Source organism: Streptomyces sp. AMJ-169 (assembly GCF_055597585.1).
In genome coordinates, this window is record NZ_JBVLTJ010000005.1 from 154015 (window position 1) to 177953 (window position 23939).

General features: G+C 73.4%; 17 protein-coding genes. 4 read left to right on the forward strand and 13 right to left on the reverse strand.

Annotation, left to right across the window (positions count from 1 at the left end):
* Window positions 1-9: 9 nt before the first annotated feature.
* The 5 genes from ACYUD3_RS14025 to ACYUD3_RS14045 all read right to left on the reverse strand — a co-directional run bounded on the left by ACYUD3_RS14025 (window position 10) and on the right by ACYUD3_RS14045 (window position 3970).
* Window positions 10-216, reverse strand: coding sequence for a hypothetical protein (locus ACYUD3_RS14025; RefSeq protein ID WP_470968839.1), 207 nt, complete (start codon window positions 214-216; stop codon window positions 10-12).
* 185 nt (window positions 217-401) lie between these two features.
* The gene (locus ACYUD3_RS14030; RefSeq protein ID WP_470968841.1) at window positions 402-725 is read right to left on the reverse strand and encodes a hypothetical protein; all 324 of its coding nucleotides are present in this window, start codon (window positions 723-725) and stop codon (window positions 402-404) included.
* The gene (locus ACYUD3_RS14035; protein WP_470968843.1) at window positions 722-1090 is read right to left on the reverse strand and encodes a WhiB family transcriptional regulator; all 369 of its coding nucleotides are present in this window, start codon (window positions 1088-1090) and stop codon (window positions 722-724) included. The genes ACYUD3_RS14030 and ACYUD3_RS14035 overlap by 4 nt, the downstream gene beginning before the upstream one ends.
* Window positions 1091-1280: 190 nt before the next feature.
* Window positions 1281-1550: a hypothetical protein gene (locus ACYUD3_RS14040; RefSeq protein ID WP_470969767.1), complete on the reverse strand. Its 270-nt coding sequence runs from the start codon at window positions 1548-1550 to the stop codon at window positions 1281-1283.
* Window positions 1551-1753: 203 nt separating this feature from the next.
* The gene (locus tag ACYUD3_RS14045) at window positions 1754-3970 is read right to left on the reverse strand and encodes an ATP-dependent DNA helicase UvrD2 (protein WP_470968846.1); all 2217 of its coding nucleotides are present in this window, start codon (window positions 3968-3970) and stop codon (window positions 1754-1756) included.
* Window positions 3971-4162: 192 nt separating this feature from the next.
* Here ACYUD3_RS14045 and ACYUD3_RS14050 point away from each other — a divergent pair, with 192 nt between their 5' ends.
* Window positions 4163-4405 carry a mycoredoxin gene (locus ACYUD3_RS14050; protein ID WP_014048208.1) on the forward strand — a complete coding sequence of 81 codons (243 nt, stop codon included), beginning with the start codon at window positions 4163-4165 and terminating at the stop codon, window positions 4403-4405.
* An 89-nt stretch (window positions 4406-4494) separates the two neighbouring features.
* Here the strand turns inward: ACYUD3_RS14050 and nudC are convergent, their stop codons facing one another.
* From nudC to ACYUD3_RS14075, 5 genes are all read right to left on the reverse strand, one after another.
* On the reverse strand, window positions 4495-5439 hold the full coding sequence (gene nudC / locus ACYUD3_RS14055; protein ID WP_470968849.1) for an NAD(+) diphosphatase: 945 nt from the start codon (window positions 5437-5439) through the stop codon (window positions 4495-4497).
* Window positions 5440-5558: 119 nt separating this feature from the next.
* On the reverse strand, window positions 5559-6971 hold the full coding sequence (locus ACYUD3_RS14060) for a dipeptidase (RefSeq protein ID WP_470968851.1): 1413 nt from the start codon (window positions 6969-6971) through the stop codon (window positions 5559-5561).
* Window positions 6972-6981: 10 nt separating this feature from the next.
* Complete coding sequence (locus ACYUD3_RS14065; protein WP_470968854.1) at window positions 6982-10431, reverse strand: UvrD-helicase domain-containing protein; 3450 nt, start codon at window positions 10429-10431, stop codon at window positions 6982-6984.
* A 63-nt stretch (window positions 10432-10494) separates the two neighbouring features.
* Window positions 10495-13839, reverse strand: coding sequence for an ATP-dependent helicase (locus tag ACYUD3_RS14070; protein WP_470968855.1), 3345 nt, complete (start codon window positions 13837-13839; stop codon window positions 10495-10497).
* 150 nt (window positions 13840-13989) lie between these two features.
* Entirely contained in the window at window positions 13990-14373 is a 384-nt protein-coding gene (locus ACYUD3_RS14075; protein ID WP_470968858.1) for an MGMT family protein, read from the reverse strand.
* 185 nt (window positions 14374-14558) lie between these two features.
* Here ACYUD3_RS14075 and ACYUD3_RS14080 point away from each other — a divergent pair, with 185 nt between their 5' ends.
* The 3 genes from ACYUD3_RS14080 (at window position 14559) to ACYUD3_RS14090 (ending at window position 20555) form a co-directional block, all read left to right on the forward strand.
* Complete coding sequence (locus ACYUD3_RS14080; RefSeq protein WP_470968860.1) at window positions 14559-17276, forward strand: lysylphosphatidylglycerol synthase transmembrane domain-containing protein; 2718 nt, start codon at window positions 14559-14561, stop codon at window positions 17274-17276.
* An 88-nt stretch (window positions 17277-17364) separates the two neighbouring features.
* Complete coding sequence (locus ACYUD3_RS14085; protein ID WP_470968862.1) at window positions 17365-18909, forward strand: alpha/beta hydrolase; 1545 nt, start codon at window positions 17365-17367, stop codon at window positions 18907-18909.
* A gap of 128 nt (window positions 18910-19037) precedes the next feature.
* On the forward strand, window positions 19038-20555 hold the full coding sequence (locus ACYUD3_RS14090) for an alpha/beta hydrolase (RefSeq protein WP_470968864.1): 1518 nt from the start codon (window positions 19038-19040) through the stop codon (window positions 20553-20555).
* 80 nt (window positions 20556-20635) lie between these two features.
* Here ACYUD3_RS14090 and moeZ read toward each other — a convergent pair whose 3' ends face one another.
* From moeZ to ACYUD3_RS14105, 3 genes are all read right to left on the reverse strand, one after another.
* A complete protein-coding gene (gene moeZ, locus ACYUD3_RS14095; protein ID WP_470968866.1) occupies window positions 20636-21814 on the reverse strand; it encodes an adenylyltransferase/sulfurtransferase MoeZ in 1179 nt (392 codons plus the stop codon).
* 63 nt (window positions 21815-21877) lie between these two features.
* Entirely contained in the window at window positions 21878-22594 is a 717-nt protein-coding gene (locus ACYUD3_RS14100) for a spherulation-specific family 4 protein (RefSeq protein WP_470969770.1), read from the reverse strand.
* A gap of 209 nt (window positions 22595-22803) precedes the next feature.
* Window positions 22804-23775 (reverse strand): NAD-dependent epimerase/dehydratase family protein, encoded by a 972-nt coding sequence (locus ACYUD3_RS14105; RefSeq protein ID WP_470969773.1) that lies wholly within the window; start codon window positions 23773-23775, stop codon window positions 22804-22806.
* Window positions 23776-23939: the final 164 nt, after the last annotated feature.

Here is a 23939-nt window from a genome sequence, read left to right on the forward strand (position 1 = left end):
CGCGGGCTCTCACCACCACGCCGAGTCGAGCCGCCCCTCGATCGCCCGCAGGTTGTCGCGGGCGCAGCTGTCGCAGAAGTAGCGGCGGGCGCCGCCCTCGACGGAGCAGGTCCAGGTGACGGGTGGGGTGCCGCCGCTCGGGGCGCCGCAGCGGGCGCAGTCGAGGGGGTCCGCAGGGGCGGCGTCGGGGGCACGGTCCGCGGGGAGGCTCGTCATCAGCCGACGATAACCGCGCTCCGGTCGTACGCCGGGCAACGCGCCCGCCGTCGTCCCGCACCCCCACACGCCCGGTGCCCGGGGCGCCTCAACAGGCCGGAGGGGCCGGTCCGTTCGGACGGACCGGCCCCTCCGGGAGAGCTGTGCCTCCCTGTGCGGGAGGCCACCGCTTCAGGTGGTCCGGATCACTGCATCACGGCGATGGCGAGCGCCCGCCGGGCGCGCCGGGAGGCGCGCTCGGCCCGGCGCTGCATCCGGCGAGCGGCGGCCAGGCGGTACGCCTGGCGCTCCTGCTCGGCCTCGTGCAGCCGGGCGTGCATATGCGCACGCGCCAGGGCTTCTGGGATGAGTTGCATCTCGCGGGTCCTGTTCTGACGCGAGGCGTTCGCGCCGGTGGTGGTGACTTCTTCGATCGCGGAGCCGGTGGGCTCGGTTGCGGACGGCTTCATCGGGGCCTGCTTCATGGGGTCGTGCGTGAGAGGACGGTCGATCGTTCCGGTGATGTTCATGCCATGACCGGGTTCTTGCGCGGACGGCCACGCGGTCGCTTGCGGGCGACGACGACCCCCTGCACGAACAGCTCCCCGCCCCAGACACCCCAGGGCTCGCGCCGCTCCTTGGCGCCGGCGAGGCAGGCCTCCATCAGCGGGCAGGTACGGCACAGGGACTTGGCGTACTCGACGTCCGCGGGCGACTCGGCGAAGAAGACCTCCGGGTCGTAGGAGCGGCAGGGAACGGGTACGCCGAGGTTCTCGATGGCGTCGTCGAGCGCGGTGAGCGCGGTGAGGGGGGTCAAGTCGGAGTCCTCCGTGGAGCGGGGCGGGGGGATCGTTTCGGAAGGCGGTACGGACGGGGCGTGCGCTTCGAGTTGCACGGTTGGTCTTCCTCGTCTGGTCGTGCCGGTCGGTGGACCGGTTGGCGGCTTGGTACCGGGTTCTGCTGTTGTCCGAGGCCCTTCGTCCTGTCCGCCGGGGTCCTGGCTTCCCAAGTCCCCGGAACAAACAGAAGGGCCGCGGTTCCCGGATGGGGTTCCGCGGCCCTGAAGGCGCCTGCCTGATCGGCGATCAGGCTGGATCACTCCAGGGTTCTGGCCCACGGAAGGCCCACATCTGGTGGTGGTGCGTCGTCTGCTTACCGGCACCGGCTGCCGTAAAGGCATAGGCCGGGGCCTTTGCCTCTCCTGCTACCAGTGCCTTCAGCGGTCGCTCATTGCGGACGGTGAGTTCCGCGGCGACAGAGAGGGACGCCGGCCGGTCGGCACGGATGCCGGACAGACCGGTGCCCAGGACCGAGGCGCCGAGCATGCACAGGGAGACGACCGAGCGATCGGTCATTTTGCGGCTGCTGTCACTCGTCTTGTTGATGATCACTGGAATCGCCTCCTCTCGGCGTCTTGGGGACCGGGGGTGAGCCCGATCGGACGGATATGCAAGTACAACACGGAATCAGGGCCTCCGAGAAGGCCTCCGTTCCCCGTGCGTAAGAACCTATGGGGATTGCTGGGGCATGCGCAAACTATTTTTTCGACGAGTTCGCCTCAGCCCTCCTCCTCACCTTCGGTGAGGTCCTGGCCTGCGCAGATGGCCAGCACCTCGGCCCCGAAGCGGTTGAGCTTGCGCTGGCCCACGCCGGGGATGCGGGCGAGCTCTCCCGGCTCCGTGGGAGCGGTCTCCGCGATGGCCACCAAAGTCTTGTCGGTGAAGACGCAGAAGGCGGGCTGGCCGTTGCCCCGCGCCTGCACCTCGCGCCAGGCCCGCAGCCGTTCGTACAGGCCCTCGTCCATGTCGGAGGGGCAGTCCTCGCAGCGCAGCAGCTTCAGCTCGCCCCCGTCGGTCAGCGTCCGCCCGCAGACCCGGCAGCGCGCCGGGGTGCGCTGCCCCCGGCGGGGTACGGCGACAGGCCCGGCCGCAGCGCCGTGGGAGGCGCCGTAGCCGCGTTCCACGCCGCCTGAGGCGCCGCCCCCCGGGCCGGTCTTGCCGCGGGCGCCGGAGCCGGGGCGCAGGCCGTCCAGGAAGCGGCTGGGGCGGCGGCCGGGACGGCCGCCGGGCGAGCGGGACAGGGCCCAGGAGACGTACAGGCGCTCGCGCGCGCGGGTCACGCCGACGTACAGCAGCCGGCGCTCCTCCTCGATCTGCTCGTCGGTGCGCGCGTACGTGATCGGCATCATGCCCTCGGCGACGCCGACCAGGAACACGGCGTCCCACTCCAGGCCCTTGGCCGAGTGCAGGGAGGCCAGCGTGACGCCCTGGACGGTCGGGGCGTGCTGGGCGTTCGCCCGCTCGTCGAGTTCGGCGACCAGGTCGGCGAGGCCGGCGCCGGGGCGGGCGGCGGCGAAGCCGGTGGCGAGGTGGACCAGCGCGGCCAGGGACTCCCAGCGCTCTCTGACGGCCCCCGAGCCCGCCGGGGGCTGCGAGGTCCAGCCCTCGCCGGAGAGGACGGCACGCACCTGGGAGGGCAGGTCGACGGCGTCGTCCAGCGCGGAGTCGTTGTCCCCGAAGCGGGCGGCGGCGCGCAGGGACGCGGTCGCCTTGCGGACCTCGGGCCGGTCGAAGAACCGCTCGGCGCCGCGCAGCTGGTAGGGCACGCCCGCGTCGGCGAGGGCCTGTTCGTAGGTCTCGGACTGGGAGTTGGTGCGGAACAGGACGGCGATCTCGGCGGCCGGGACGCCCGCGTCGAGCAGTTCGCGGATGCGGCGGGCGGCGCCCTCGGCCTCGGCGGGTTCGTCGGCGTACTCCGTGTAGCCCGGCTCGGGGCCCGCCGGGCGCTGGGAGACCAGCTCCAGGCGGTGGTCGGCGGCGCGGCCCCTGGCCTGGGCGAGCAGGCCGTTGGCGAGGTGGACGACCTGGGGGGTGGAGCGGTAGTCGCGGACCAGTTTGACGACGGTGGCCCCGGGGTGGCGCAGCCGGAAGTCCAGGAGGTGGTCGGGGGTGGCGCCGGTGAAGGAGTAGATGGTCTGGCTGGCGTCGCCGACCACGCACAGGTCGTCGCGCTCGCCGAGCCACAGCTCCAGGAGGCGCTGCTGGAGGGGGCTGACGTCCTGGTACTCGTCGACCACGAAGTGCTGGTACTGGGCGCGGACCTGTTCGGCGATGTCCCTGCGGTCCTGGAGGACGGCGACGGTCAGCAGCAGGACGTCCTCGAAGTCGATGACGCCGCGCTCGCGCTTGAGGTTCTCGTAGGCGGCGTACAGCTGGGCGATCTCGGCGGGGTCGCGGGGGGCCTCGCGGCCGGCCTTGGCCACCGCGCGCGCGTAGTCGGCGGGGACGGTCTGGGTGACCTTGGACCACTCGATCTCGGCGGTCGTGTCCCGCAGCTCGCCGCGGTCGAGGCGGATGCGGCAGGCGGCCGCGGCGTCGGCGACGAGCTGGACCTTGCGGTCGACGATGCGGGGCAGGGCGCCGCCGATGGCCTTGGGCCAGAAGTACTGGAGCTGGCGCAGCGCGGCGGCGTGGAACGTGCGCGCCTGGACGCCCTGGGCGCCGAGCTGGCGCAGCCGGCCGCGCATCTCGCCGGCCGCGCGGGCGGTGAACGTGACGGCGAGGACGCTGGAGGGCTGGAGGATGCCGGCGCGCACGCCGTAGGCGATGCGGTGGGTGAGGGCGCGGGTCTTTCCCGTGCCGGCCCCGGCCAGGACGCACACCGGGCCGTGCAGCGCGGTGGCGACCTCGCGCTGCTCGGGGTCGAGCCCTTCGAGCACCGCGTCGGCAGAGTCCGGTGCCTGCGGGAAGAGGGTGGAGTGCGTTGCTGCTGTCACACCGCCATGCTGCCAGGTCCGCCGGGACGGGCGGGAAAGTTGTCCACAGGCGGTGTCGATGGTCGTACGAGATGACCGACGTCACTGCCCAGGCCGCCCAGGTCACCTCCGGGGCGGGAATGGTGGCGGATTCAAGTACGTTCCCCTTCTGCGGCACCACCTTCCTGACGCCGCCGAAGGAGCGCGAGAGACATGCCGGGCACTGTGACGATGTACAGCACGACGTGGTGCGGATACTGCCGTCGGCTCAAGGGTCAGATGGACCGCGAGGGCATCGCGTACACCGAGGTCAACATCGAGCAGGACCCGGAGTCCGCGGCCTTCGTGGAGAAGGCGAACGGCGGCAACCAGACGGTTCCGACCGTGCTGTTCCCCGACGGCTCGACGCTGACGAACCCGTCGCTGGCGCAGGTCAAGCAGAAGATCGGCGCGTAAGCAGGATCGTATGAACTAAGGGCGGCCCCCTCTCCGGGGGCCGCCCTTCAGTCGTGCGCGCCTCTTGTGTACGCCGGGTCTTCCGTACGTCAGACGAAGCTGCGCGTCGGCAGCGGCTTGCCGTACCAGAGTTCGATGAGGCGGGCGGCGATCGAGATGCCGTACGGCGGGAGGACCTCGCCGGACTCGAAGGCGGCGCCCAGTTCGTCGCGGGAGAACCAGCGCGCCTCGTGGATCTCGTCGCCGTCGACGTCGATCTCGGTGGTCGTCGCGTGCGCGAGGAAGCCGAGCATCAGGCTGGACGGGAACGGCCAGGGCTGGCTCGCGACGTACTCGACCTGGCCGACGGTGACGCCGACCTCCTCGAAGACCTCGCGGCGCACGGACTGCTCGATGGACTCGCCGGGCTCCACGAAGCCGGCGAGCGTCGAGAAGCGGCCCTCCGGCCAGTGGACCTGGCGGCCCAGCAGGAGGCGGTCCTCCTCGTCCGTGACGGCCATGATGACGGCCGGGTCGGTGCGCGGGTAGTGCTCCGCTCCGCAGGCCGGGCAGCGGCGGATGTGGCCCGCGGCGGCGATGACGGTGCGTTCGCCGCAGCGGGAGCAGAAGCGGTGGGTGCGCTGCCAGTTCTCCAGGCCCACCGCGTGGACCATCAGACCGACGTCCCGCGCGGACAGCAACAGCCCCGCCTCGCGCAGGCCCGCGGGCCGCGCGGACTGGTCGATCCGGCCGGGCAGGGCGTCCTTCTGGAGGGCGAAGTAGCTGACGCCGTCCTCGTCGGTGCCCAGGAAGTAGCGGTGCGCCTCGGTGAGGGGTGCTTCGAAGGAGGGCGTCATGACGAGTTCGGTGCGCCCGTCGGGCGTCTCGTCGATGAGGACCTGGCCGCCGGAGACCACGAAAGAGCGCGTGGTCGGGTGGCTCCACGCCGCGGCGAGCCAGGCCTCGTCGAGCCGGTGGTGGGCGGCGCGGTCGATGCCGCTCGGCGCGGTGAGCGAGACGGGTCGATCGGCGTTCGGGTCGGTCCAGGTGGTCACGGGTGCTTCCAACTCCCCCAGTGCGGCGGTTGGTTCGAGCGGCTAGGCGGGCGGTACGGCGGGCGCGGGTGCGGTCCTTCCAGTGTGCCCCCGCGCGCGGGGCGGGGGCCTACGGGGTGTCAGGGCGCGCGGCGCCACGTGCGCGCGAGGTCGCCCCACAGGTGGGCGCTGGTCTCGACGCCCTTGAAGAGGAGGTCGATCTCGACCTTCTCGTTGGGCGCGTGCCAGCCGTCGGAGGGGACGGAGATGCCCAGGAAGAGGACGGGGGCGCCGAGGACCTCCTGGAGGTCTGCGGCCGGTCCCGAGCCGCCCTCGCGCGTGAAGCGCACGGTCTGCCCGAAGGCGAGCCCCATCGCGCGCGCGAGGGACTGCAACGCGGGGTGGTCGAGCGGGGTCAGACAGGGCCGCGTGGCGGGGTGGAACATGATCTCGTGCCGGATCCCGGCGGGCAGCCGGCCGGCCACCCACGCGCGTACGGCCGTCTCGACGGCGGCCGGGTCCTGGCCGGCGACGAGCCGGAAGGACAGCTTCACGAACGCCGAGGCGGGGACGATGGTCTTGCTGCCGGGGCCCTGGTAGCCGCCGCCGATGCCGTTGACCTCGGCGGTCGGGCGGGCCCAGACGCGCTCCAGGGTGGTGTGCCCGGCCTCGCCCAGGGTGGCGTGCGAGTGCGCCGCGCGCAGCCAGCGCTCCTCGTCGAAGGGCAGCTCGGCGAAGAGTTCGCGCTCGCGGTCGGTGAGTTCGACGACGCCGTCGTAGAAGCCGGGGATCGCCACGCGCGCGTGCTCGTCGTGCAGCGCGGCCACCAGGCGGGCCACCTCGGTCGCCGGGTTCGGTACGGCGCCGCCGAAGGAGCCGGAGTGGATGTCCTGGTCGGGGCCGTGCAGCCGGACCTCGCACTCGGTGAGGCCGCGCATGCCCGTGCACACCGTGGGGGTGTCCTCGGCCCACATGCCGGTGTCGGAGACGATCACCACGTCGGCGGCGAGCCGCGCGGTGTTGGCCTCGACCAGGGCGCGGAAGTTCGGCGAGCTGGACTCCTCCTCGCCCTCGATCAGCAGCTTGAGGTGGACGGCCGGGGCGGTGCGGCCGGTGGCGGCGAGGTGAGCGCGCACGCCCAGGGTGTGGAAGAAGACCTGTCCCTTGTCGTCGGCGGCCCCGCGCGCGTAGAGCCTGCCGTCGCGCACGACGGGCTCGAAGGGGTCGGTGTGCCAGCCGTCCTCGCGGGCGGCGGGCTGCACGTCGTGATGCCCGTAGACGAGGACCGTGGGCGCCTCGGGGTCGTCGCTGGGCCACTCCGCATAGACGGCAGGGGCGCCGGGGGTGGGCCAGACCTCGGCGACGGGGAAACCGACCGCTTCGAGTTTCCGGGCCAGCCAGAGGGCGCTGCGGTGGACGTCGGGGCCGTGGTCGGGCTGGGCGGACACCGAAGGGATGCTCAGCCACTCGGTGAGGTCGTCGAGGAACGCGGTGCGGTGCTGCTCGATGTACGCGCGGACGGTGCTGACGCCTGTGTCAACGGTGTGGCTCATGGTGACGAGCCTATCCGCCCGCACTGACATCGTCGCCGGGCGGTCGCGTGGTCGCCGGAGGCTCCCCCGGGCCGTCCTCGCCCCGCAGAATCCGCTCCAGCGCTGCCTTCCCGGGCAGTCCGGCCGGCCGGACGACGTCCCCGGTGCGCACGTACAGGAACGCCGCTGTGACCGATTCCACGGGCACGCCCTCTTGCTCGGCCCAGGCGAGCCGGTAGAGCGCGAGCTGGAGCGGGTCGGCGGTGGGCGCGCGATGGGTCTTCCAGTCGACGATCTCGTACGACGCCGTCGCCCCGTCGCCCTCCTTGTAGACGGCGTCGATACGGCCCCGTACGACGCGGCCGGCGAGGGCGAGCTGGAAGGGGGCCTCCACGCGGTAGGGCGTGCGGCGGGCGTACTCGGTGCGTTCGAAGGCCTCCTTGAGGGCCTCCAGGTCGCGTTCGTCGTCGATCTCGGCGTCGGTGCCGGGCAGGTCCTCGGGCTCCAGCAGGGGCAGCGTCAGTTCCTCGAAGCGGGCCTGGACCCAGGCGTGGAACCGGGTGCCCCTGCGGGCCGCGGGCTGCGGGGGCTGGGGCATGGGGCGGGCCAGCTCCTGGGCGAGGCCGTCGGGGTCGGCCGCCAGTCTCAGCAACTGCGAGGCGGTGAGGGTGGGGGGCAGCGGGACCTCGACGACGCTGCGGCGGGCGCGCAGGAGTTCTTCGGTGAGGGCTTCGAGGTCACGGTCCCAGGAGTCGACCGTGCGGGTCTCCTCCGGGGTGAGGGGGGTTGGCTGGTGGGGGATGGGGTGGGCCCGCGCGGTGTCGTCGTACGGGTCCGTTTCGACGTACGCAGGCGTTTCGACGTACGGGTCCGTCTCGTCGTACGGGGGCGTTTCGTCGTACGGGTCCGGGGCGTCGTACGGGGCGTCGTCCTCGGTGGGCGGTGGGGGCCAGTCGGGGTCTTGCGCCGTGGCGGGGTGGGGGGTGTCGTGGGCGGTGAGGGTGTCCAGGTGGGCGAGGACGGTCCGGGCGGCTGCTCTGCGGCGGGTCAGGGACTGTTCGTCCAGGGGGAGGGGCCAGAGGCGGTCGGCGGTGGCGTCCTGGAGGGCGGGGTTCTCCTCGTCGGGCCCTGGGGCTTCGGCCCAGGCCTCGATCTCGCCGTGGCCGGCGGCGCAGTGGTCGTACAGGGCCTGGAGGAAGTCCGAGGGGCCCCGGGGCTTCTTCTGGGTGGGGCCCCACCAGTGGCCCGAGCCGAGGAGGAGGCTGCGCGGGCGGGTGAAGGTGACGTAGCCGAGGCGGAGTTCCTCGGTGTGCTGGTGGTCCTTCATGGCCTCCTGGAAGGCCTTCATGCCCTTGGCGTCCCAGGAGGGGACGTCGGGGAGGGTGTCGGCGTCGCCGCGCAGCGCGTGCGGGAGCACCTTGGCCTGGGCGGTCCACTTCTCGCGGCCCTTGGTGCTGGGGAAGGCGCCCTCGACGAGGCCGGGGACGGCGACGACGTCCCACTCCAGGCCCTTGGACTTGTGGGCGGTGAGCACCTTGACGGTGTTCTCGCCGCCGGGCAGCGCGTTGTCGAGGCCCTTCTCGTACTGGGCGGCCGTGCGCAGGAAGGCGAGGAAGGCCAGGAGGGTCGGTTCGCCGTGGGCGGTGAAGGAGGCGGCGACGTCGAGGAAGTTCGACAGGGTCTCGCGGCGGCGGGCGGCCAGCGCGTGCGGGGACGCCGACAGTTCGACCTCCAGGCCGGTGACCGCCAGGACGCGGTGCAGGACGTCCATGAGGGGGTCGGCCAGGGAGCGGCGCAGGTCGCGCAGTTCGGCGCCGAGGCGGGCGAAGCGCACGCGCGCGTCGGGCGAGAAGGGCAGCTGGTCGTCGTCCCCGGTGCCGTCCAGGAAGGTGTCCAGGGCGTCGGCGAGCGATATCACCTCGGCCGGGTCGGTGCCCTCGACGGCGGCGGCCAGGCGCCGGTCGGGGTCGTCCTCGTGGCCCGCGCGCGTGTGGGCGACGAGCAGCCGCGCGCGGCGGCCCAGGAGGGCGAGGTCGCGGGCGCCGACGCGCCAGCGGGGGCCGGTGAGCAGGCGGACGAGGGCGGCGTTGGCGCCGGGGTCCTGGAGGACTTCGCAGACGGCGACCAGGTCGGCGACCTCGGGCAGGTGCAGCAGCCCGGACAGGCCGACGACCTCGACGGGGACGTCGCGTGCGACGAGGGCGCCCTGGATCTCGGCGAAGTCCGTCGCCGTGCGGCACAGGACGGCGATCTCGCCGGGGGGTGTGCCCGTGCGCACGAGGTGGGCGATCTCGTCGGCGAGCCAGGCGAGTTCGTCGGCGTGGGTGGGCAGGAGGGCGCAGCGGACCGCTCCGGCGCGTTCGGCGCCGTCGGCCGGGCGCAGGGCCTCCACGCCCGCGTGCATGGCCCTCAGGGGGGCTGCGAGGCCGTTGGCGAGGTCGAGGAGCCGGCCGCCGCTGCGGCGGTTCTCGCTGAGCGCCTGGCGGGTCGCGGGGCGGCCGTCGGCGTGCGGGAAGTGCTCGGGGAAGTCGTCCAGGTTGGCGACGGAGGCGCCGCGCCAGCCGTAGATGGCCTGGCAGGGGTCGCCGACGGCGGTGACGGGGTGGCCGCTGCCGCCGCCGAAGAGGCCGGCGAGGAGGATGCGCTGGGCGACGGAGGTGTCCTGGTACTCGTCGAGGAGGACGACCTTGAACTCCTCGCGCAGGGCGCGGCCGACCTCGGGGAGCCGGCCCAGGCGCGCGGAGAGGGCGATCTGGTCGCCGAAGTCCAGGAGGTCGCGCCCGTTCTTGGCGTCGCGGTAGCGGCCGACCAGGGCGGCGAGTTCGCGGCGCGCGGCGGCCGTCTCGGGGACCTTGCGCAGGTCGGGGTTGGTGAGCCTGGCGCTCTGGAGGGCGGTCAGCAGGTCGGCGTCCCACGCGCGCAGGTCGTCGGGGGCGACGAGGTGTTCGGCGAGTTCGGCGTCGAGCGCGAGGAGGTCGCTGACGAGGTCGGCGAAGGAGCGCGTGAGCGCCGGGTAGGGGCCGGGGGCCTCGCGCAGGACCCGCGCGGCGAGCTGGAAGCGGGTGGCGTCGGCGAGGAGGCGTGAGGTGGGCTCCAGGCCGAGGCGCAGTCCGTGGTCGGTGAGCAGGCGGCCGGCGAAGGAGTGGTACGTCGAGATGACCGGTTCGCCCGGGGGGTGGTCGGGGTCGATGGCGTCCGGGTCGGTGACGCCTGCCTTGACCAGCGCCTTGCGGACGCGTTCGGCGAGTTCGCCCGCGGCCTTGTTGGTGAAGGTGAGGCCGAGGACCTGTTCGGGGGCGACCTGGCCGGTGCCGACCAGCCAGACCACGCGGGCGGCCATCACGGTCGTCTTGCCCGACCCGGCGCCGGCCACGATCACCTGCGGGGCGGGCGAGGCGGTGATGCACTCCGTCTGCTCCGGGGTGAACGGGATGCCGAGGAGCTGTTTGAGCTGCTCGGGGTCGCTGATGTGGGCGGGCATGAGGAGAGGCTAGCGGCGGGCACTGACAACGGGGGTATACGCGCAGGTCAGGGCGGTTTCCGCTCACTCCACGACGTGCCGCCCCTCCGGCCGTGCGCTACAGGTCGCGCGGAAGGCGCAGTGGGTGCAGTGCTGGCCGGCGCTGGGGGTGAAGCGTTCGTCGAGGACCTTGCCGGCGGCCGTGGCGAGGAGGTGTCCGGCCCAGTCGCCGTCGAGGGGTTCCTGGGCCTGCACCTTGGGCAGGGTCTCACCGCCGCTCTTCTGGGCGGCGCCCTGGCGCAGGTGGACGAGTTCGGCGCCGCCGGGGTGCGGCCGTACGCCGCCGAAGGCCTCGTCGACGGCGCCCTCGCGCACGGCGAGCTGGTAGACGGCGAGCTGGGGGTGGCGGGTGACCTCGGCGGAGGTGGGGGCCTGTTTGCCGGTCTTGAAGTCGACGACGTAGGCGCGGCCGTCGGCGTCGGTCTCGACGCGGTCCATCTGGCCGCGGATGCGGACGGCGTACTCGCCCGCCTCCAGGGTGACGTCGAAATCATGCTCGCTGGCCACGGGGGTGCGGCCCGCGCGGTCGAGGACGTGCCACTTCAGGAAGCGTTCGAGGGCCACGCGCGCGGTGTGCTTCTCCTGGTCGGACTTCCAGGGCGCGTCGAAGGCGAGGGCGTTCCAGACGGAGTCGAGGCGTTCCATGAGGACGTCGAGGTCGGCGGGGGTGTGTCCGGAGGCGACCTCGTCGGCGAGGACGTGCACGACGTTGCCGAAGCCCTGGGCGACGGTCGCGGGCGCGTCGGCCTTGACCTCGCGGCCGAGGAACCACTGGAGGGCGCAGGTGTTGGCGAGCTGGTCGAGGGCGCTGCCGGAGAGGACGACGGGCTGGTCGCGCTCGCGCAGGGGGACCTTGCTCTCGGTGGGGTCCCACATGCCCCACCAGCGGTAGGGGTGGGCGGCCGGGACCAAGGGGCGGTCCTCCTCGTCGGTGAGGGCGGCGAGGCGGGCGAGGCGGCGGGCGGCGGCCTCCCTGAGGGCTTCGGAGGCGCGCGGGTCGACGGTCGTGGCGCGCAGTTCGGCGACGAGCGCGGCGACCGACAGGGGGCGGCGGGGGCGGCCGGTGACGTCCTTGGGTTCGACGCCGAGTTCGGTGAGGAACCGGGAGGGCTGGTCGCCGTCCTCGGCGGGGGCCTTCACGGCGGTGACGACGAGCCGTTCGCGCGCGCGGGTGGCGGCCACGTAGAACAGGCGGCGTTCCTCGGCGAGCAGCGCGCCCGGGGTGAGCGGTTCGGCGAGTCCGTCGCGGCCGATGCGGTCGGCCTCCAGGAGGGAGCCGCGGCGGCGCAGGTCGGGCCAGAGCCCTTCCTGGACGCCGGCGACGACGACCAGGCGCCACTCCAGCCCCTTCGCGCGGTGCGCGGTCATCAGGCGCACCGCGTCGGGTCGTACGGCCTTGCGCGTGAGGGTGTCGGCGGCGATGTCCTCGGCTTCGAGTCCGGCGAGGAAGTTGAGGGCGCCCCGGCCGCCGACGCGGGCCTCGGAGCGGGCGGCGGTCGCGAACAGCGCGCAGACGGCGTCCAGGTCGCGGTCGGCGAGGCGGCCGGCCGCGCCGCCGCGCAGGGCGGCCTTGGCGAGGCGGACGGGCCAGTACGTCGGCGCCCACAGCTCCCACAGGGCCTCTTCGGCGGTGCCGCCGGCGGCGAGGCGGGCGCGGGCCTTCGCGAGGAGGTCACCGAGTTCCTTGGCGCCGCGCGCGTAGGCCGGGTCGTGGACGGTGAGGCGTTCGGGTTCGGCGAGCGCCCGCGCGAGGAGTTCGTCCGAGGGCGGCGGCAGGGGGTTGCCCGCGGCCCGTTCCTCCTCGCGCAGGGCGCGGCCCAGGCGGCGGACGTCGGCGGCGTCCATGGCGGCGAGGGGGGAGGCGAGGAGGGTGAGGGCGGTCTCGGCGTCGAGCCAGACGGGGGGGTGCCGGGGTACGTCTTCGCGCGCGGGGTCGTCGTCGGCCTGGGGGGGCTCTTCTTCCGCGCGGGCGGTCACTTCGGCCGTGGCGACCGCCTTGAGGGCCGTCAGCAGGGGGGCGACCGCCGGTTCGTGGCGCAGGGGGAGGCTGTCGCCGTCGGTGTCGAGGGGGACACCGGCGGCGGTGAGGGCGCGGCGCAGGGTGGGCAGGGCGTGGGAGCCGGCGCGTACGAGGACGGCCATGTCGCTCCAGGGGATGCCGTCCTCCAGGTGGGCGCGGCGCAGGAGGTCGGCGATGTTGTCCTGCTCGGTGCCGGAGGTCGGGTAGGTGTACACCTCGACGTGACCGCCGTCGCGGGTGGCGGTGGGCTCGCGGTGGGCCCGCGCGCGGTCGGCGGGCAGGCGGGTGAGAGGCATGCGCCGGGTCAGCAGGCGGGTGGCGGCCAGGAGGTCCGCACCGGCGCGGCGCGAGGTGCGCAGGACCGCGACGGGGGCGGGGCCGCCGCCGGTGCGGGGAAAGGCGTGCGGGAAGTCGAGGATGCCGTTCACGTCGGCGCCGCGGAAGGCGTAGATCGACTGGTCGGGGTCGCCGAAGGCGACCAGGGTGCGCCCGGCGCCGGCGAGGGCGTGCAGGAGGCGTACCTGGGCGGGGTCGGTGTCCTGGTACTCGTCGACGAAGACGGCGTCATAGCGCGCGGCGAGGCGTTCGGCGGCCTCGGGGGCGGCGGAGAGGAGGACCGCGCGGTGGACGAGTTCGGCGTAGTCGAGGGCGCCCTGGAGGTCGAGGACGTCGAGATACTCGGCGAGGAAGGCGGCGGCGGCCTGCCAGTCGGGGCGGCCGATGCGGCGGGCGAAGGCTTCGAGTTCGCCGGGTTCGAGGCCGAGTTCGCGGCTGCGGGCGAGGACCGCGCGGACCTCGTCGGCGAATCCGCGTGTGGTGAGGCAGGCGCGGAGTTCGTCGGGCCAGCGCACGTGGGCGAGGCCGAGGCGTTCGAGGTCGAGCTGGCCGGCGAGGAGGTCGCGGACGGTGACGTCCTGCTCGGGTCCGGACAGCAGGCGCAGGGGTTCGGCGAAGAGGTCGCTGTCCTGGTGGGCGCGGACGAGGGCGTAGCAGAACGAGTGGAAGGTGGTCGCCTGGGGGGCGCGGGCGGCGCCCATGCGCACGGCCATGCGGTCGCGCAGTTCGACGGCGGCCTTGCGGCTGAAGGTGAGGACGAGGATCCGCGCGGGGTCGGCGCCGCGGGCGACGCGGGCGGCGACGGACTCGACGAGGGTGGTGGTCTTGCCGGTGCCGGGGCCTGCGAGAACCAGCAGCGGGCCGGCCGTGTGGTCAACCACCGCGCGCTGGGCGGCGTCCAGACGAGGGGGGTCCACGCGGGCCGCTGGGGTACGCACCAGCCGGTGAGCGCCACGGGTCCCCTGCCGTACCTGGGGGTGCGGCAGGCGCCTGGTGGAGGAAGAGGAGCTCACGTGGTTCGCCGGTCCTGGTCGTGCCGTCTGCCGCCGGCGGCGGTCGCCGTCGGCGCGGGGTCGCGCGGTCGCCGTCTCGCGGGCCCCGCACGTCCCTTGCCCCTCGAACGTACGGCATGCCGGGCCGGTGCCCGGGTTCACCCGTTCGGGCTATCCGGGTGGCTGCGGGTGCTCCCCGTCCCATCGCGCCCGCTTCATGTCGATGCGCGGCAGGTGCCCCTGGGCGGCTCTGCTCGCCTCCTTCAGGGGTGTGCCCTCCGCGCGGTAGTGGTCCAGGGCCCGCAGCTCGTGGCCGGGCAGCAGGGCGCCGTCCGCGCGTACCACGCGCCACCACGGGACGGCGCCGCCGTAGAGCGCCATCACCCGGCCGACCTGGCGGGGGCCGCCCTCTTCGAGCCATTCGGCGACGTCGCCGTAGGTCATGACGCGGCCCGGCGGGATCAGCTCCGCCGCTTCGAGGACCCGCTCGGCGTACTCGGGCAGCGTGTCCGTGTACTCCGCGCGGGCGTCGTCGGGAAGGCTCTGCTCGCTCATCCGCCCCATCCTGCCGCACCCCGCCGACAATGCGACGGGTCCGCGACCGTGTGTGACCCTCGCCCGTACACGGCGCTTGGGGCAGACTGTGCGCCCCGCGTTCGCACCCTGGCACACCCGCGTGCCGGTGGGGCATGCCACCATCGTGCGGGCGGTGACCGGTGATACGAGATCAAGAAGAGACCATGAAGCAGCAGGGTGTGCACCCCGACGACGCGGAGGGCACCTCTGACGCCGGGGCGCGCCCGGACGCCGTTCAGCCGTCCGACGAAGCCCCCACGCAGGGCGACGCCCAGGAGTGTGCGGACGTGACCCGCGCGGACGAGGTGGAGGGCGACGAACCGCTGCTCCCCGCGCGCGTGCACCGTCCGTCGGACCTGATGCGGCTCCTGGTGGGCGTCCTCGCGATCGTGGTGCTCCTGGCGATCGCCGCGTTCGCCCACGGCACCACCTCGGGCCTGGAGCAGGACATCAACAAGGGCACCGGCCAGGCGCCCGACCTGCTGATCAAGATCGCGGGGCTGGCGTCCAGCATCGCGATCCTGCTGGTGCCGGTGGCGTTCGCGATCGAGCGGCTGATCAAACGCGACGGGCTGCGCATCGCCGACGGCGTACTGGCGGCCGTCCTCGCGCACGGGGTGACGCTCGCCACCGACCTGTGGGTCGCCAAGGCCGCCCCGGACTCCATCCAGGAGGCGCTCACCCAGCCCTCCCCCGGTGACATCCACGCGCTGACCGACCCGGTGCACGGCTATCTCGCCCCCGTCATCGCCTATATGACAGCCGTGGGCATGTCACGCCGGCCGCGCTGGCGTGCGGTGCTGTGGATCGTGCTGCTGCTCGACGCGTTCTCCATGCTCGTCACCGGCTACACCACGCCCTTCTCGATCATCCTGACGGTGCTGATCGGCTGGAGCATCGCCTACGGGACGCTGTACGCGGTCGGCTCGCCGAACGTCCGCCCCACCGGGCGCACGCTGATGGCGGGCCTGCGCACGGTCGGCTTCCGCCCGGTGACCGCCGCGCGCGTGGACGACGCCGCCGAGACCGGCGACCGGGGGCGGCGCTACTTCGTCACCCTGGAGGACGGCCCGCCCCTGGACGTCACGGTCGTCGACCGGGAACAGCAGGCCCAGGGGTTCTTCTACCGCGCGTGGCGCAACCTGGCGCTGCGCGGGTTCGCCACCCGCAGCAGCCTCCAGTCGCTGCGCCAGGCGCTGGAGCAGGAGGCGCTGCTGGCGTACGCGGCGATCGCGGCGGGCGCGAACGCGCCCAAGCTGATCGCGACCTCCGAGCTGGGCCCGGACGCGGTGATGCTGGTCTACGAGCACACCGGCGGGCGCACGCTGGACTCGCTGGCGGACGAGGAGATCACCGACGAGCTGCTGCGCAACGCGTGGCACCAGGTGCAGGCGTTGCAGTCGCGGCGGATCGCGCACCGCAGGCTCGCGGGCGACGCGATCCTGGTGGATCGTTCCGGCACGGTGGTCCTCACGGATCTGCGCGGCGGCGAGATCGCGGCCAGCTCACTGCTGCTGCTCATGGACGTCGCCCAGCTGCTGACGACGCTGGGGCTGCGGGTGGGCGCCCAGCGGGCCGTCGCGTCCGCGGTGGGCGTGCTCGGGCCCGACGCGGTCGCCGACTGCCTGCCGATGCTCCAGCCGATCGCGCTGACCCGCTCCACCCGCGCCACGCTGCGCCGGCTGGCCCGCGAGCGCGCCGAGCGGGAGCGGGAGGCCGTCCTGGAGGCCTCCAAGGCGGCCAAGCAGGCCCGTCTGGAGTCCTCGGACGGCCCGGAGGCACCGACGGACGGAAAGTCCGCCAAAAAGGCCGTACGGGCCGAGCAGCGGGCCGAGAAGCGGGCCATCGACGAGGCGCTGGAGGAGGCCCGCGAAGAGGACCTGCTCACCCGCATCCGGCACGAGGTGCTGCGCATCCGCCCGCAGGCGCCGGTCGAGCCGGCCCGCCTGGAGCGGGTCCGCCCGCGCACGCTGATCAGCTTCGTCGCCGGCGCCATCGGCGCGTACTTCCTGCTGACGCAGCTCACCCACATCGAGTTCGGGCCGCTGATCGCGAACGCCGAGTGGGGCTGGGTCGCGGCGGCGGTGGCGTTCTCGGCGCTCAGCTACGTCGCCGCGGCGATGAGCCTGCTGGGGTTCGTGCCCGAGCGGGTGCCCTTCCCGCGCACGGTGGCCGCGCAGGTCGCGGGCTCCTTCGTGAAGATCGTCGCCCCGGCCGCGGTGGGCGGCGTCGCCCTGAACACGCGCTTCCTGCAACGCCAGGGGGTGCGGCCCGGGCTCGCGGTCGCCAGTGTGGGCGCCTCCCAGCTGTTCGGGCTGGGCTGTCACATCCTGATGCTGCTGTCGTTCGGCTACCTGACGGGCACCGAGAAGACGCCGTCCTTGTCGCCGTCCCGCACGGTCATCGCGGGCCTGCTGACGGTCGCGGTGCTGGTGCTGGTCGTCACCTCGGTGCCGTTCCTGCGGAAGTTCGTCGTCACGCGCGTACGGTCGCTGTTCGCGGGCGTCGTCCCGCGCATGCTGGACGTCCTTCAGCGCCCCCAGAAGCTGGTCACCGGCATCGGCGGGATGCTGCTGCTGACGGCCTGCTTCGTGATGTGCCTGGACGCCTCCATCCGCGCGTTCGGCGACCCCAACGCCTCGATCAGCCTCGCCAGCGTCGCCGTGGTCTTCCTCGCGGGCAACGCGCTCGGCTCGGCCGCCCCGACCCCGGGCGGCGTCGGCGCCGTCGAGGCCACCTTGACGGTCGGCCTGATCGCCGTCGGCCTCCCCAAGGAGGTCGCCGCCCCCGCCGTCCTGCTGTTCCGGCTGCTGACCCTGTGGCTGCCCGTCCTGCCGGGCTGGCTGGCCTTCAACCACCTCAGCCGCAAGGGCGCCCTGTAGACCCGCCGACCGCAAGGGCGCCCGCGGGCCTACCTCGTACGGCTCCCGCCCCGCGCGCGGGAGGGGCCGCGCACGCAGGATGGGCAGCATGCCGAAGCCATCCCGCGCGCGTGCCGCCGCGCTGACCGTCTCCTCCGTCGTGCTGTCCTCGTTGGTCGCGGGGTGCGGCGGGACTTCCGGTGACGGGGACCTGACGGCGCAGAAGCTGAGCTGGAAGGACTGCCCCGCGCCCGCGCAGTCGGAGGGCGGCGGCACCTCCCCCTCCCCGCTGCCCGACGGCGGCAGCTGGCAGTGCGCGACCATGAAAGCGCCCCGCGACTGGGCGAAACCCAAGGGCGACACGATCGGCATCGCGCTCATCCGCGCGCGGACGAGCGGCGACGAGAGCAAGCGCATCGGCTCCCTGGTGTTCAACTTCGGCGGCCCGGGCGGCTCGGGCGTGACCACCCTGCCGTCGTTCGGCTCGGACTACGACCGGCTGCGCACCCGCTACGACCTGGTGAGCTTCGACCCGCGCGGGGTCGGCCGCAGCGCGGGCGTGCGCTGCGAGAACGACCAGCAGCTGGACGCCTACTTCCAGCAGGACATGACCCCCGACGACGCCGCCGAGCGCACCGCCCTGCTGAAGGCCACCAAGGACTTCAACGCGGCCTGCGAGAAGAACTCCAAGAAGATGCTGCCGTACGTGCGCACGACGGACGCGGCCCGCGACATGGACCTCATGCGGCAGGTCCTCGGGGACGGCAAGCTGTACTACTTCGGCATCTCCTACGGCACCGAACTCGGGGGCGTCTACGCCCACTTGTTCCCCAAGAACGTGGGCCGCGCGGTCCTGGACGCGGTCGTCGACCCGACGCAGACCTCCGAACAGGCCGCCCTGGGGCAGGCGAAGGGCTTCCAGCTGGCGCTCGACAACTACGCCGAGAACTGCGTCTCGCAGACCCAGCCGTGCCCCGTCGGGGACAGCACGCAGGACGTCAAGGACCGCATCGCGAAGCTCCTGAAGGACCTCGACGCCAAGCCGATCCCCGGGAACTTCCCGCGCGTGCTGACGCAGACCGCGGCCACCAACGGCATCGCGCAGGCCCTGTACTCCAAGGACTTCTGGGAGTACCTCACCGAGGGCCTGGAGCAGGCCTACGCGGGCGACGGCCGGGTCCTGATGCTGCTGTCCGACTCGATGAACGGCCGCAGCGGCGACGGCGAGTACAGCAACAGCACCGCCGCCAACGTCGCCATCAACTGCGCCGACGACAAGCCCCGTTACACCCCCGAGGACGTCGAGCGCAGGCTCCCCGCGTTCCGGGCGGCCTCCCCGCTGTTCGGGGACTTCCTGGCCTGGTCCATGCTCAGCTGCACCGGCTGGGCCGTGCCCGGCGCCGCCGACCACCCCGACGTGAGCGCGCCCGGCGCCGCGCCGATCCTGGTCATCGGCAACACCGGCGACCCGGCCACGCCGTACGAGGGGGCGCGCAAGATGGTCGAAGCCCTCGGCAAGGGGGTCGGCGTCGAGCTGACCTACAAGGGCCAGGGGCACGGCGCCTACGACAGCAAGGACAAGTGCGTGCAGCAGGCCGTGAACGCGTATCTGCTGGACGGGAAAGTGCCCTCGGCCGGAACCGTCTGCTCCTGACCCGACCCCGAGAAGTAGCAGGTCAGAAGGTTATCCACAGGCCTGCACGCGGTTTCCCGGTCCCGCCTACCATGGCGGGACAGCCGTTCGCAGCACGGTGCGGACGGCCCGCGAGGGGGGTGGTGCGCATGGCGCGAATCGCACGATGGGCGGCGTGGGGAGCCGCCGCCGCGCTGCTGCTGATGACCGGGTGCAGTGGCGGTACGGCGGACCAGGCGGACGGCGAGGCAGCGGCGGCGGCACGCAGCCCGGACACCTCGGGGCTGCCCGCCTCCTTGACCGGCCAGAAGCTGGACTGGAAGCGCTGCGCGAACAGCCCCGGTGACGAGTGGCGGTGCGCGACCCTCAAGGCGCCCCTGGACTGGTCGAAGCCCTCGGGGCGGACGATCGGCCTCGCGCTGGTGCGGGCGAAGGCCAGCGGCAAGGACCGTATCGGCTCGCTGCTGTTCAACTTCGGCGGCCCCGGCGGCTCGGGCGTGACCACCCTGCCGTCGTTCGGCTCGACGCTGTCGGCGCTGCGCACCCGCTACGACCTGGTCAGCTGGGACCCGCGCGGGGTGGGGGCCAGCGAAGGCGTGCGGTGCCGCGGCGACAAGGACATCGCGGCGGCCGAGACGATCGACACCACCCCGGACACCCCCACCGAGGAACAGGCCTTCTTCCAGGACGCCACCACCTTCGGGCAGGGCTGCGAGAAAGCGGCAGGCGACCTCCTGTCGCACGTGTCGACGACCGACACCGCCCGCGACATGGACCTCATGCGCCAGGTCCTGGGCGACGCGAGGACGCAGTACTTCGGGATGTCGTACGGCACCGAACTCGGCGGTGTCTACGCGCACTTGTTCCCGGCGAAGGTGGGCCGGTTCGTCCTGGACGCCGTCGTCGACCCGACCGCCGACGCGGTGGGCCACTCCGAGAACCAGGCGCGCGGTTTCCAGCGGGCCCTGGACGACTACCTGAAGTCGACCGGCCAGGACCCCGCGCAGGGCACCCGGAAGATCGCCGACCTGCTGGCGCGGCTCGACTCGCACCCGCTGCCGGCCTCCTCCGGCCGGATGCTCACGCAGTCCCTCGCCGTCACCGGCATCGTCCTGCCCCTGTACAGCACGTCGGGCTGGCCGAGCCTCACGCGCGCGCTGGACGACGCCGGGAAGGGCGACGGCTCGGCCCTGCTGCGGCTCGCGGACGCCTACAACGAGCGGGACTCCTCGGGCCGTTACGGCACGACGACCCACGCGCAGCGGGCCATATCGTGCCTGGACGACAAGCAGCGCCCGACCGCCGGGGAGATCCGCGCGCTGCTGCCGGAGTTCGAGAGGATCTCCCCCGTGTTCGGCCCGTACCTGGCGTGGGACGCGGCCGGCTGGTGCCACGACTGGCCGGTGGCCGGGCAGTTCGACACCCCGCAGGTGAGCGCGCCGGGCGCGGCGCCGGTCCTGCTGGTGGGCAACACGGGCGACCCGGCGACGCCGTACGAGGGCGCCCGCAAGATGGCGGACGCGCTCGGCAAGGGCATCGGGGTGCTGCTGACCTGGAAGGGCGAGGGGCACGGGGCGTACGGCAGCGGGAGCGACTGCGTGGACTCGGCGGTGGACGCGTACCTGCTGAAGGGCACCGTCCCGAAGGACGGGACGGTCTGCTCATGACGACGGCGGGGGCCGCGCCCACCTCCTCGGGGCGGACAACCGCCCCTGGTGCGCGAGACCCCCGCCGGCTCAGGCGGTCGTCAGTACACCGGCTTGTCGGGCTCGATCTGGTTGACCCAGCCGATCACACCGCCGCCGACGTGCACGGCGTCCGAGAAGCCCGCGGCCTTCAGCACGGCGAGGACTTCCGCACTGCGGACACCCGTCTTGCAATGCAAGACGATCTTCTTGTCCTGGGGAAGCGACTCCAGGGCGGTGCCCAGCAGGAACTCGTTCTTGGGGATCAGCTTGGCGCCCGGGATGGAGACGATCTCGTACTCGTTCTGCTCACGGACGTCGATGATCTCGATGTTCTCGCCCTCGTCGATCCACTCCTTGAGCTGCTTGGGAGTGATCGTCGAGCCGAGCGCGGCCTCCTGGGCCTCCTCGGAGACGACGCCGCAGAACGCCTCGTAGTCGATGAGCTCGGTGACCGTCGGGTTCGCCCCGCACACCGCGCAGTCGGGGTCCTTGCGGACCTTGACCTGCCGGTACTGCATCTCCAGGGCGTCGTAGATCATCAGGCGGCCGACGAGGGGCTCACCGGTGCCGGTGAGGACCTTGATGGCCTCGGTGACCTGGATGGAGCCGATGGACGCGCACAGCACGCCCAGGACGCCGCCCTCGGCGCAGGAGGGGACCATGCCCGGCGGCGGGGGCTCGGGGTAGAGGCAGCGGTAGCAGGGGCCGTACTCGGACCAGAAGACGGACGCCTGGCCGTCGAAGCGGTAGATCGAGCCCCACACGTACGGCTTGTTCAGCAGCACGCACGCGTCGTTGACCAGGTAGCGGGTCGCGAAGTTGTCGGTGCCGTCGACGATCAGGTCGTACTGGCTGAAGATGTCCATCACGTTCTCGGCCTCGAGCCGCTCTTCGTGAAGGATCACGTCCACATAAGGGTTGATGCCCTTGACGGTGTCCCGCGCGGACTCCGCCTTCGAGCGGCCGATGTCGGCCTGGCTGTGGATGATCTGCCGCTGGAGGTTCGACTCGTCGACCTCGTCGAACTCCACGATGCCCAGGGTGCCCACACCGGCGGCGGCCAGGTACATCAGCGCCGGCGAGCCCAGGCCGCCGGCGCCGACACAGAGCACCTTGGCGTTCTTCAGCCGCTTCTGCCCGTCCATCCCGACGTCGGGGATGATCAGGTGGCGGGAGTACCTGCGGACCTCGTCTACGGTGAGCTGGGGGGCCGGCTCGACCAGGGGTGGCAGCGACACGGGGACTCCGTTGGTCGGTCGATCACTACAGTTGTTCTCCTTGCAACACTGCCACGCGCTTCTTCATTCCGAGACACCTGGTCCGATCCGCGAGACGAGCTCGTCCCAGTAGCCGGGCAGCGTCTCCCAAGGGCCCTCGCGCGGGCCGCCGTCGGTGAACCAGACGGTCGCCGCGCCCTGCCAACGGGCGACGCGCAGCGCCTCGTCGAGATGCGTGCGCGGCACTCCGTGGACCAAGTGGCAGAACTTCTCGGGCGGATGGCCCGCGGTCCACTCGGCCGCCTGCGACCAGCGGTAGTCGGTCCAGGCGCCGCGGAAGGTGACCAACTGGTCGGCGTGGTCGGCGTATCCGGGGTACGGGTGGATGCCGTGGCCGAGGACCAGATGGGCGTCGTCGGCCGCCTCGCGCAGCGCGGTGAGCGTACGGACGACCCTGGGGAGGGCGTCGCGCTCGGCCGGGCAGCGGTCCAGCAGGAAGCCGTCGACGCGGTACCAGTCGGCGTAGCGGGCCGCGTCGGTGAGCAGATCCGCGCGGGGGCGCACTCCGTGGGCCGCGTCCAGGAACCCCAGGACGCGCACGCCTGCGCCGCGCAGCCGGGCGACCGCCTCCAGGCACTGGGGGTCGGGGCGCACCCCGGGACCGCTCGCGACGTCCAGGACGACCCAGTGCAACGGCCGCCCCACGCGCGCGAGTTCGCCCCACTCCCCGGGAGCCAGCAGCGGATGCGCGAGCCCCGGGGCGCCGAACCCGGTCTCCGCACCAGCGGAAACGTCCCCCACGCGCGGGCCGGCCGAGGGCGCCCCTTGAGCGCCCTCGGCCCCGTCACCGCCGCAGCCTCCGGGGCACGTGCCGTTGCCGTTCCGGAGCGGTCCCGGGGCGCCCTCCGCCCCCTCGCCGCCACAGCCACCCGCGCGCGTGCCGTTGCCGTTGCCCTTGCCGAACACCCCTTGGGCTCCCTCGGAGCCGTCGTCGCCCGCGCGGGTGCCGCTCAGATGCGGCATGCCGCCTCCATCCAGATGTCCGCCAGGGACTCCTCCAGGTTGATCCTCGGCCGCCAGCCCAGCCGGTCGCGCGCGGTGCGCACGTCGGCCTGCTGCCAGCTCCCGCAGCCGTCCGGGTATGGGTACGCGAGGGGCACCGGGTGGTCGGGGTCCTGCCCGTGCGGGTGCCTGGGGTGGCCCAGGGCGCCGCGCAGCGGGCCCGGCGGGGTGTCGAGCTCGTGCAGCGCGCCCCCGTACCCGGCGACCCGCGCGAGGGTCACCGCGGCGTCGCGCAGCCGTACCGCGCGCCCGGAGCCGATGTTGATGACGCCCTGCGCGGCGGAGAGCGCGGCGGCGTGCACCGCGCGGGCGACGTCGCGGACGTCGACGAAGTCGCGCTGGGCGCCGAGCCCGCCGAGCTTCAGCTCGCCGTCGCCGGACTGCATCGCGCGCCGCATGGCCTCCGCGAGCCGCCCCAGCGGTGAGCCCGCCGGGGTGCCGGGCCCGGCCGGGGAGAACACCCTCAGGACGACGGCGTCGAGGCCGGAGCCGAGGACCAGTTCGGTCGCGGCGAGCTTGCTGACGCCGTACGGGCCGCCGGGGCGCGGGACGGCGTCCTCGGCCGTGGAGGAGCCGGGCTGGCTCGGGCCGTACTCGGCGCCGCAGCCGATCTGCACCAGGCGCGCGCCGCAGCCGCTGCGCCGCAGCGCCTCGCAGACGGTGGCGACGGCGACGGTGTTGTGCCGGATCAGCTCCTTCGCGCCGCCGCGCGTGGCTCCGGCGCAGTTGATGACGGCCTGGGGGTGGACGGCGTCCAGGAAGCGGGTCAGCGCGCCGGGGCTGCCCGTGGCGAGGTCGAAGCGGACGTCGGCGTCGTCGCCCCGGCCCAGCGCGGTGAGCTGGGTCATGGGGTCGGCGAGCAGCCGGTCGGCGACGAACCGGCCGAGGTACCCGTTGGCACCGATCAGCAGGACCCTCATCGTGCGGCTCCCATGGTGTGCGCTGCGGCTCCGGGACGTGGGGTGGTCATCTGGCTCTCCTTCGGGGGTGGTGCGGTCGCCCGCGCCCGGGCGGGGGCGACCGCACGGGGTGTCCGTTCGGGCGTGGGCCGAGGCCCTGGTCAAGGTGCGGGTGGCGTGGATCA

Excerpts from the sequence above, each read along its gene's own strand:
- ACYUD3_RS14025 (WP_470968839.1), bottom strand. The coding sequence starts at position 216 with ATGACGAGCCTCCCCGCGGACCGTGCCCCCGACGCCGCCCCTGCGGAC.
- ACYUD3_RS14030 (WP_470968841.1), bottom strand. The coding sequence starts at position 725 with ATGAACATCACCGGAACGATCGACCGTCCTCTCACGCACGACCCCATG.
- ACYUD3_RS14040 (WP_470969767.1), bottom strand. The coding sequence starts at position 1,550 with ATGACCGATCGCTCGGTCGTCTCCCTGTGCATGCTCGGCGCCTCGGTC.
- ACYUD3_RS14050 (WP_014048208.1), top strand. The coding sequence starts at position 4,163 with ATGCCGGGCACTGTGACGATGTACAGCACGACGTGGTGCGGATACTGC.
- ACYUD3_RS14060 (WP_470968851.1), bottom strand. The coding sequence starts at position 6,971 with ATGAGCCACACCGTTGACACAGGCGTCAGCACCGTCCGCGCGTACATC.
- ACYUD3_RS14065 (WP_470968854.1), bottom strand. The coding sequence starts at position 10,431 with ATGCCCGCCCACATCAGCGACCCCGAGCAGCTCAAACAGCTCCTCGGC.
- ACYUD3_RS14075 (WP_470968858.1), bottom strand. The coding sequence starts at position 14,373 with ATGAGCGAGCAGAGCCTTCCCGACGACGCCCGCGCGGAGTACACGGAC.
- ACYUD3_RS14080 (WP_470968860.1), top strand. The coding sequence starts at position 14,559 with ATGAAGCAGCAGGGTGTGCACCCCGACGACGCGGAGGGCACCTCTGAC.
- ACYUD3_RS14085 (WP_470968862.1), top strand. The coding sequence starts at position 17,365 with ATGCCGAAGCCATCCCGCGCGCGTGCCGCCGCGCTGACCGTCTCCTCC.
- ACYUD3_RS14090 (WP_470968864.1), top strand. The coding sequence starts at position 19,038 with ATGGCGCGAATCGCACGATGGGCGGCGTGGGGAGCCGCCGCCGCGCTG.
- ACYUD3_RS14105 (WP_470969773.1), bottom strand. The coding sequence starts at position 23,775 with ATGAGGGTCCTGCTGATCGGTGCCAACGGGTACCTCGGCCGGTTCGTC.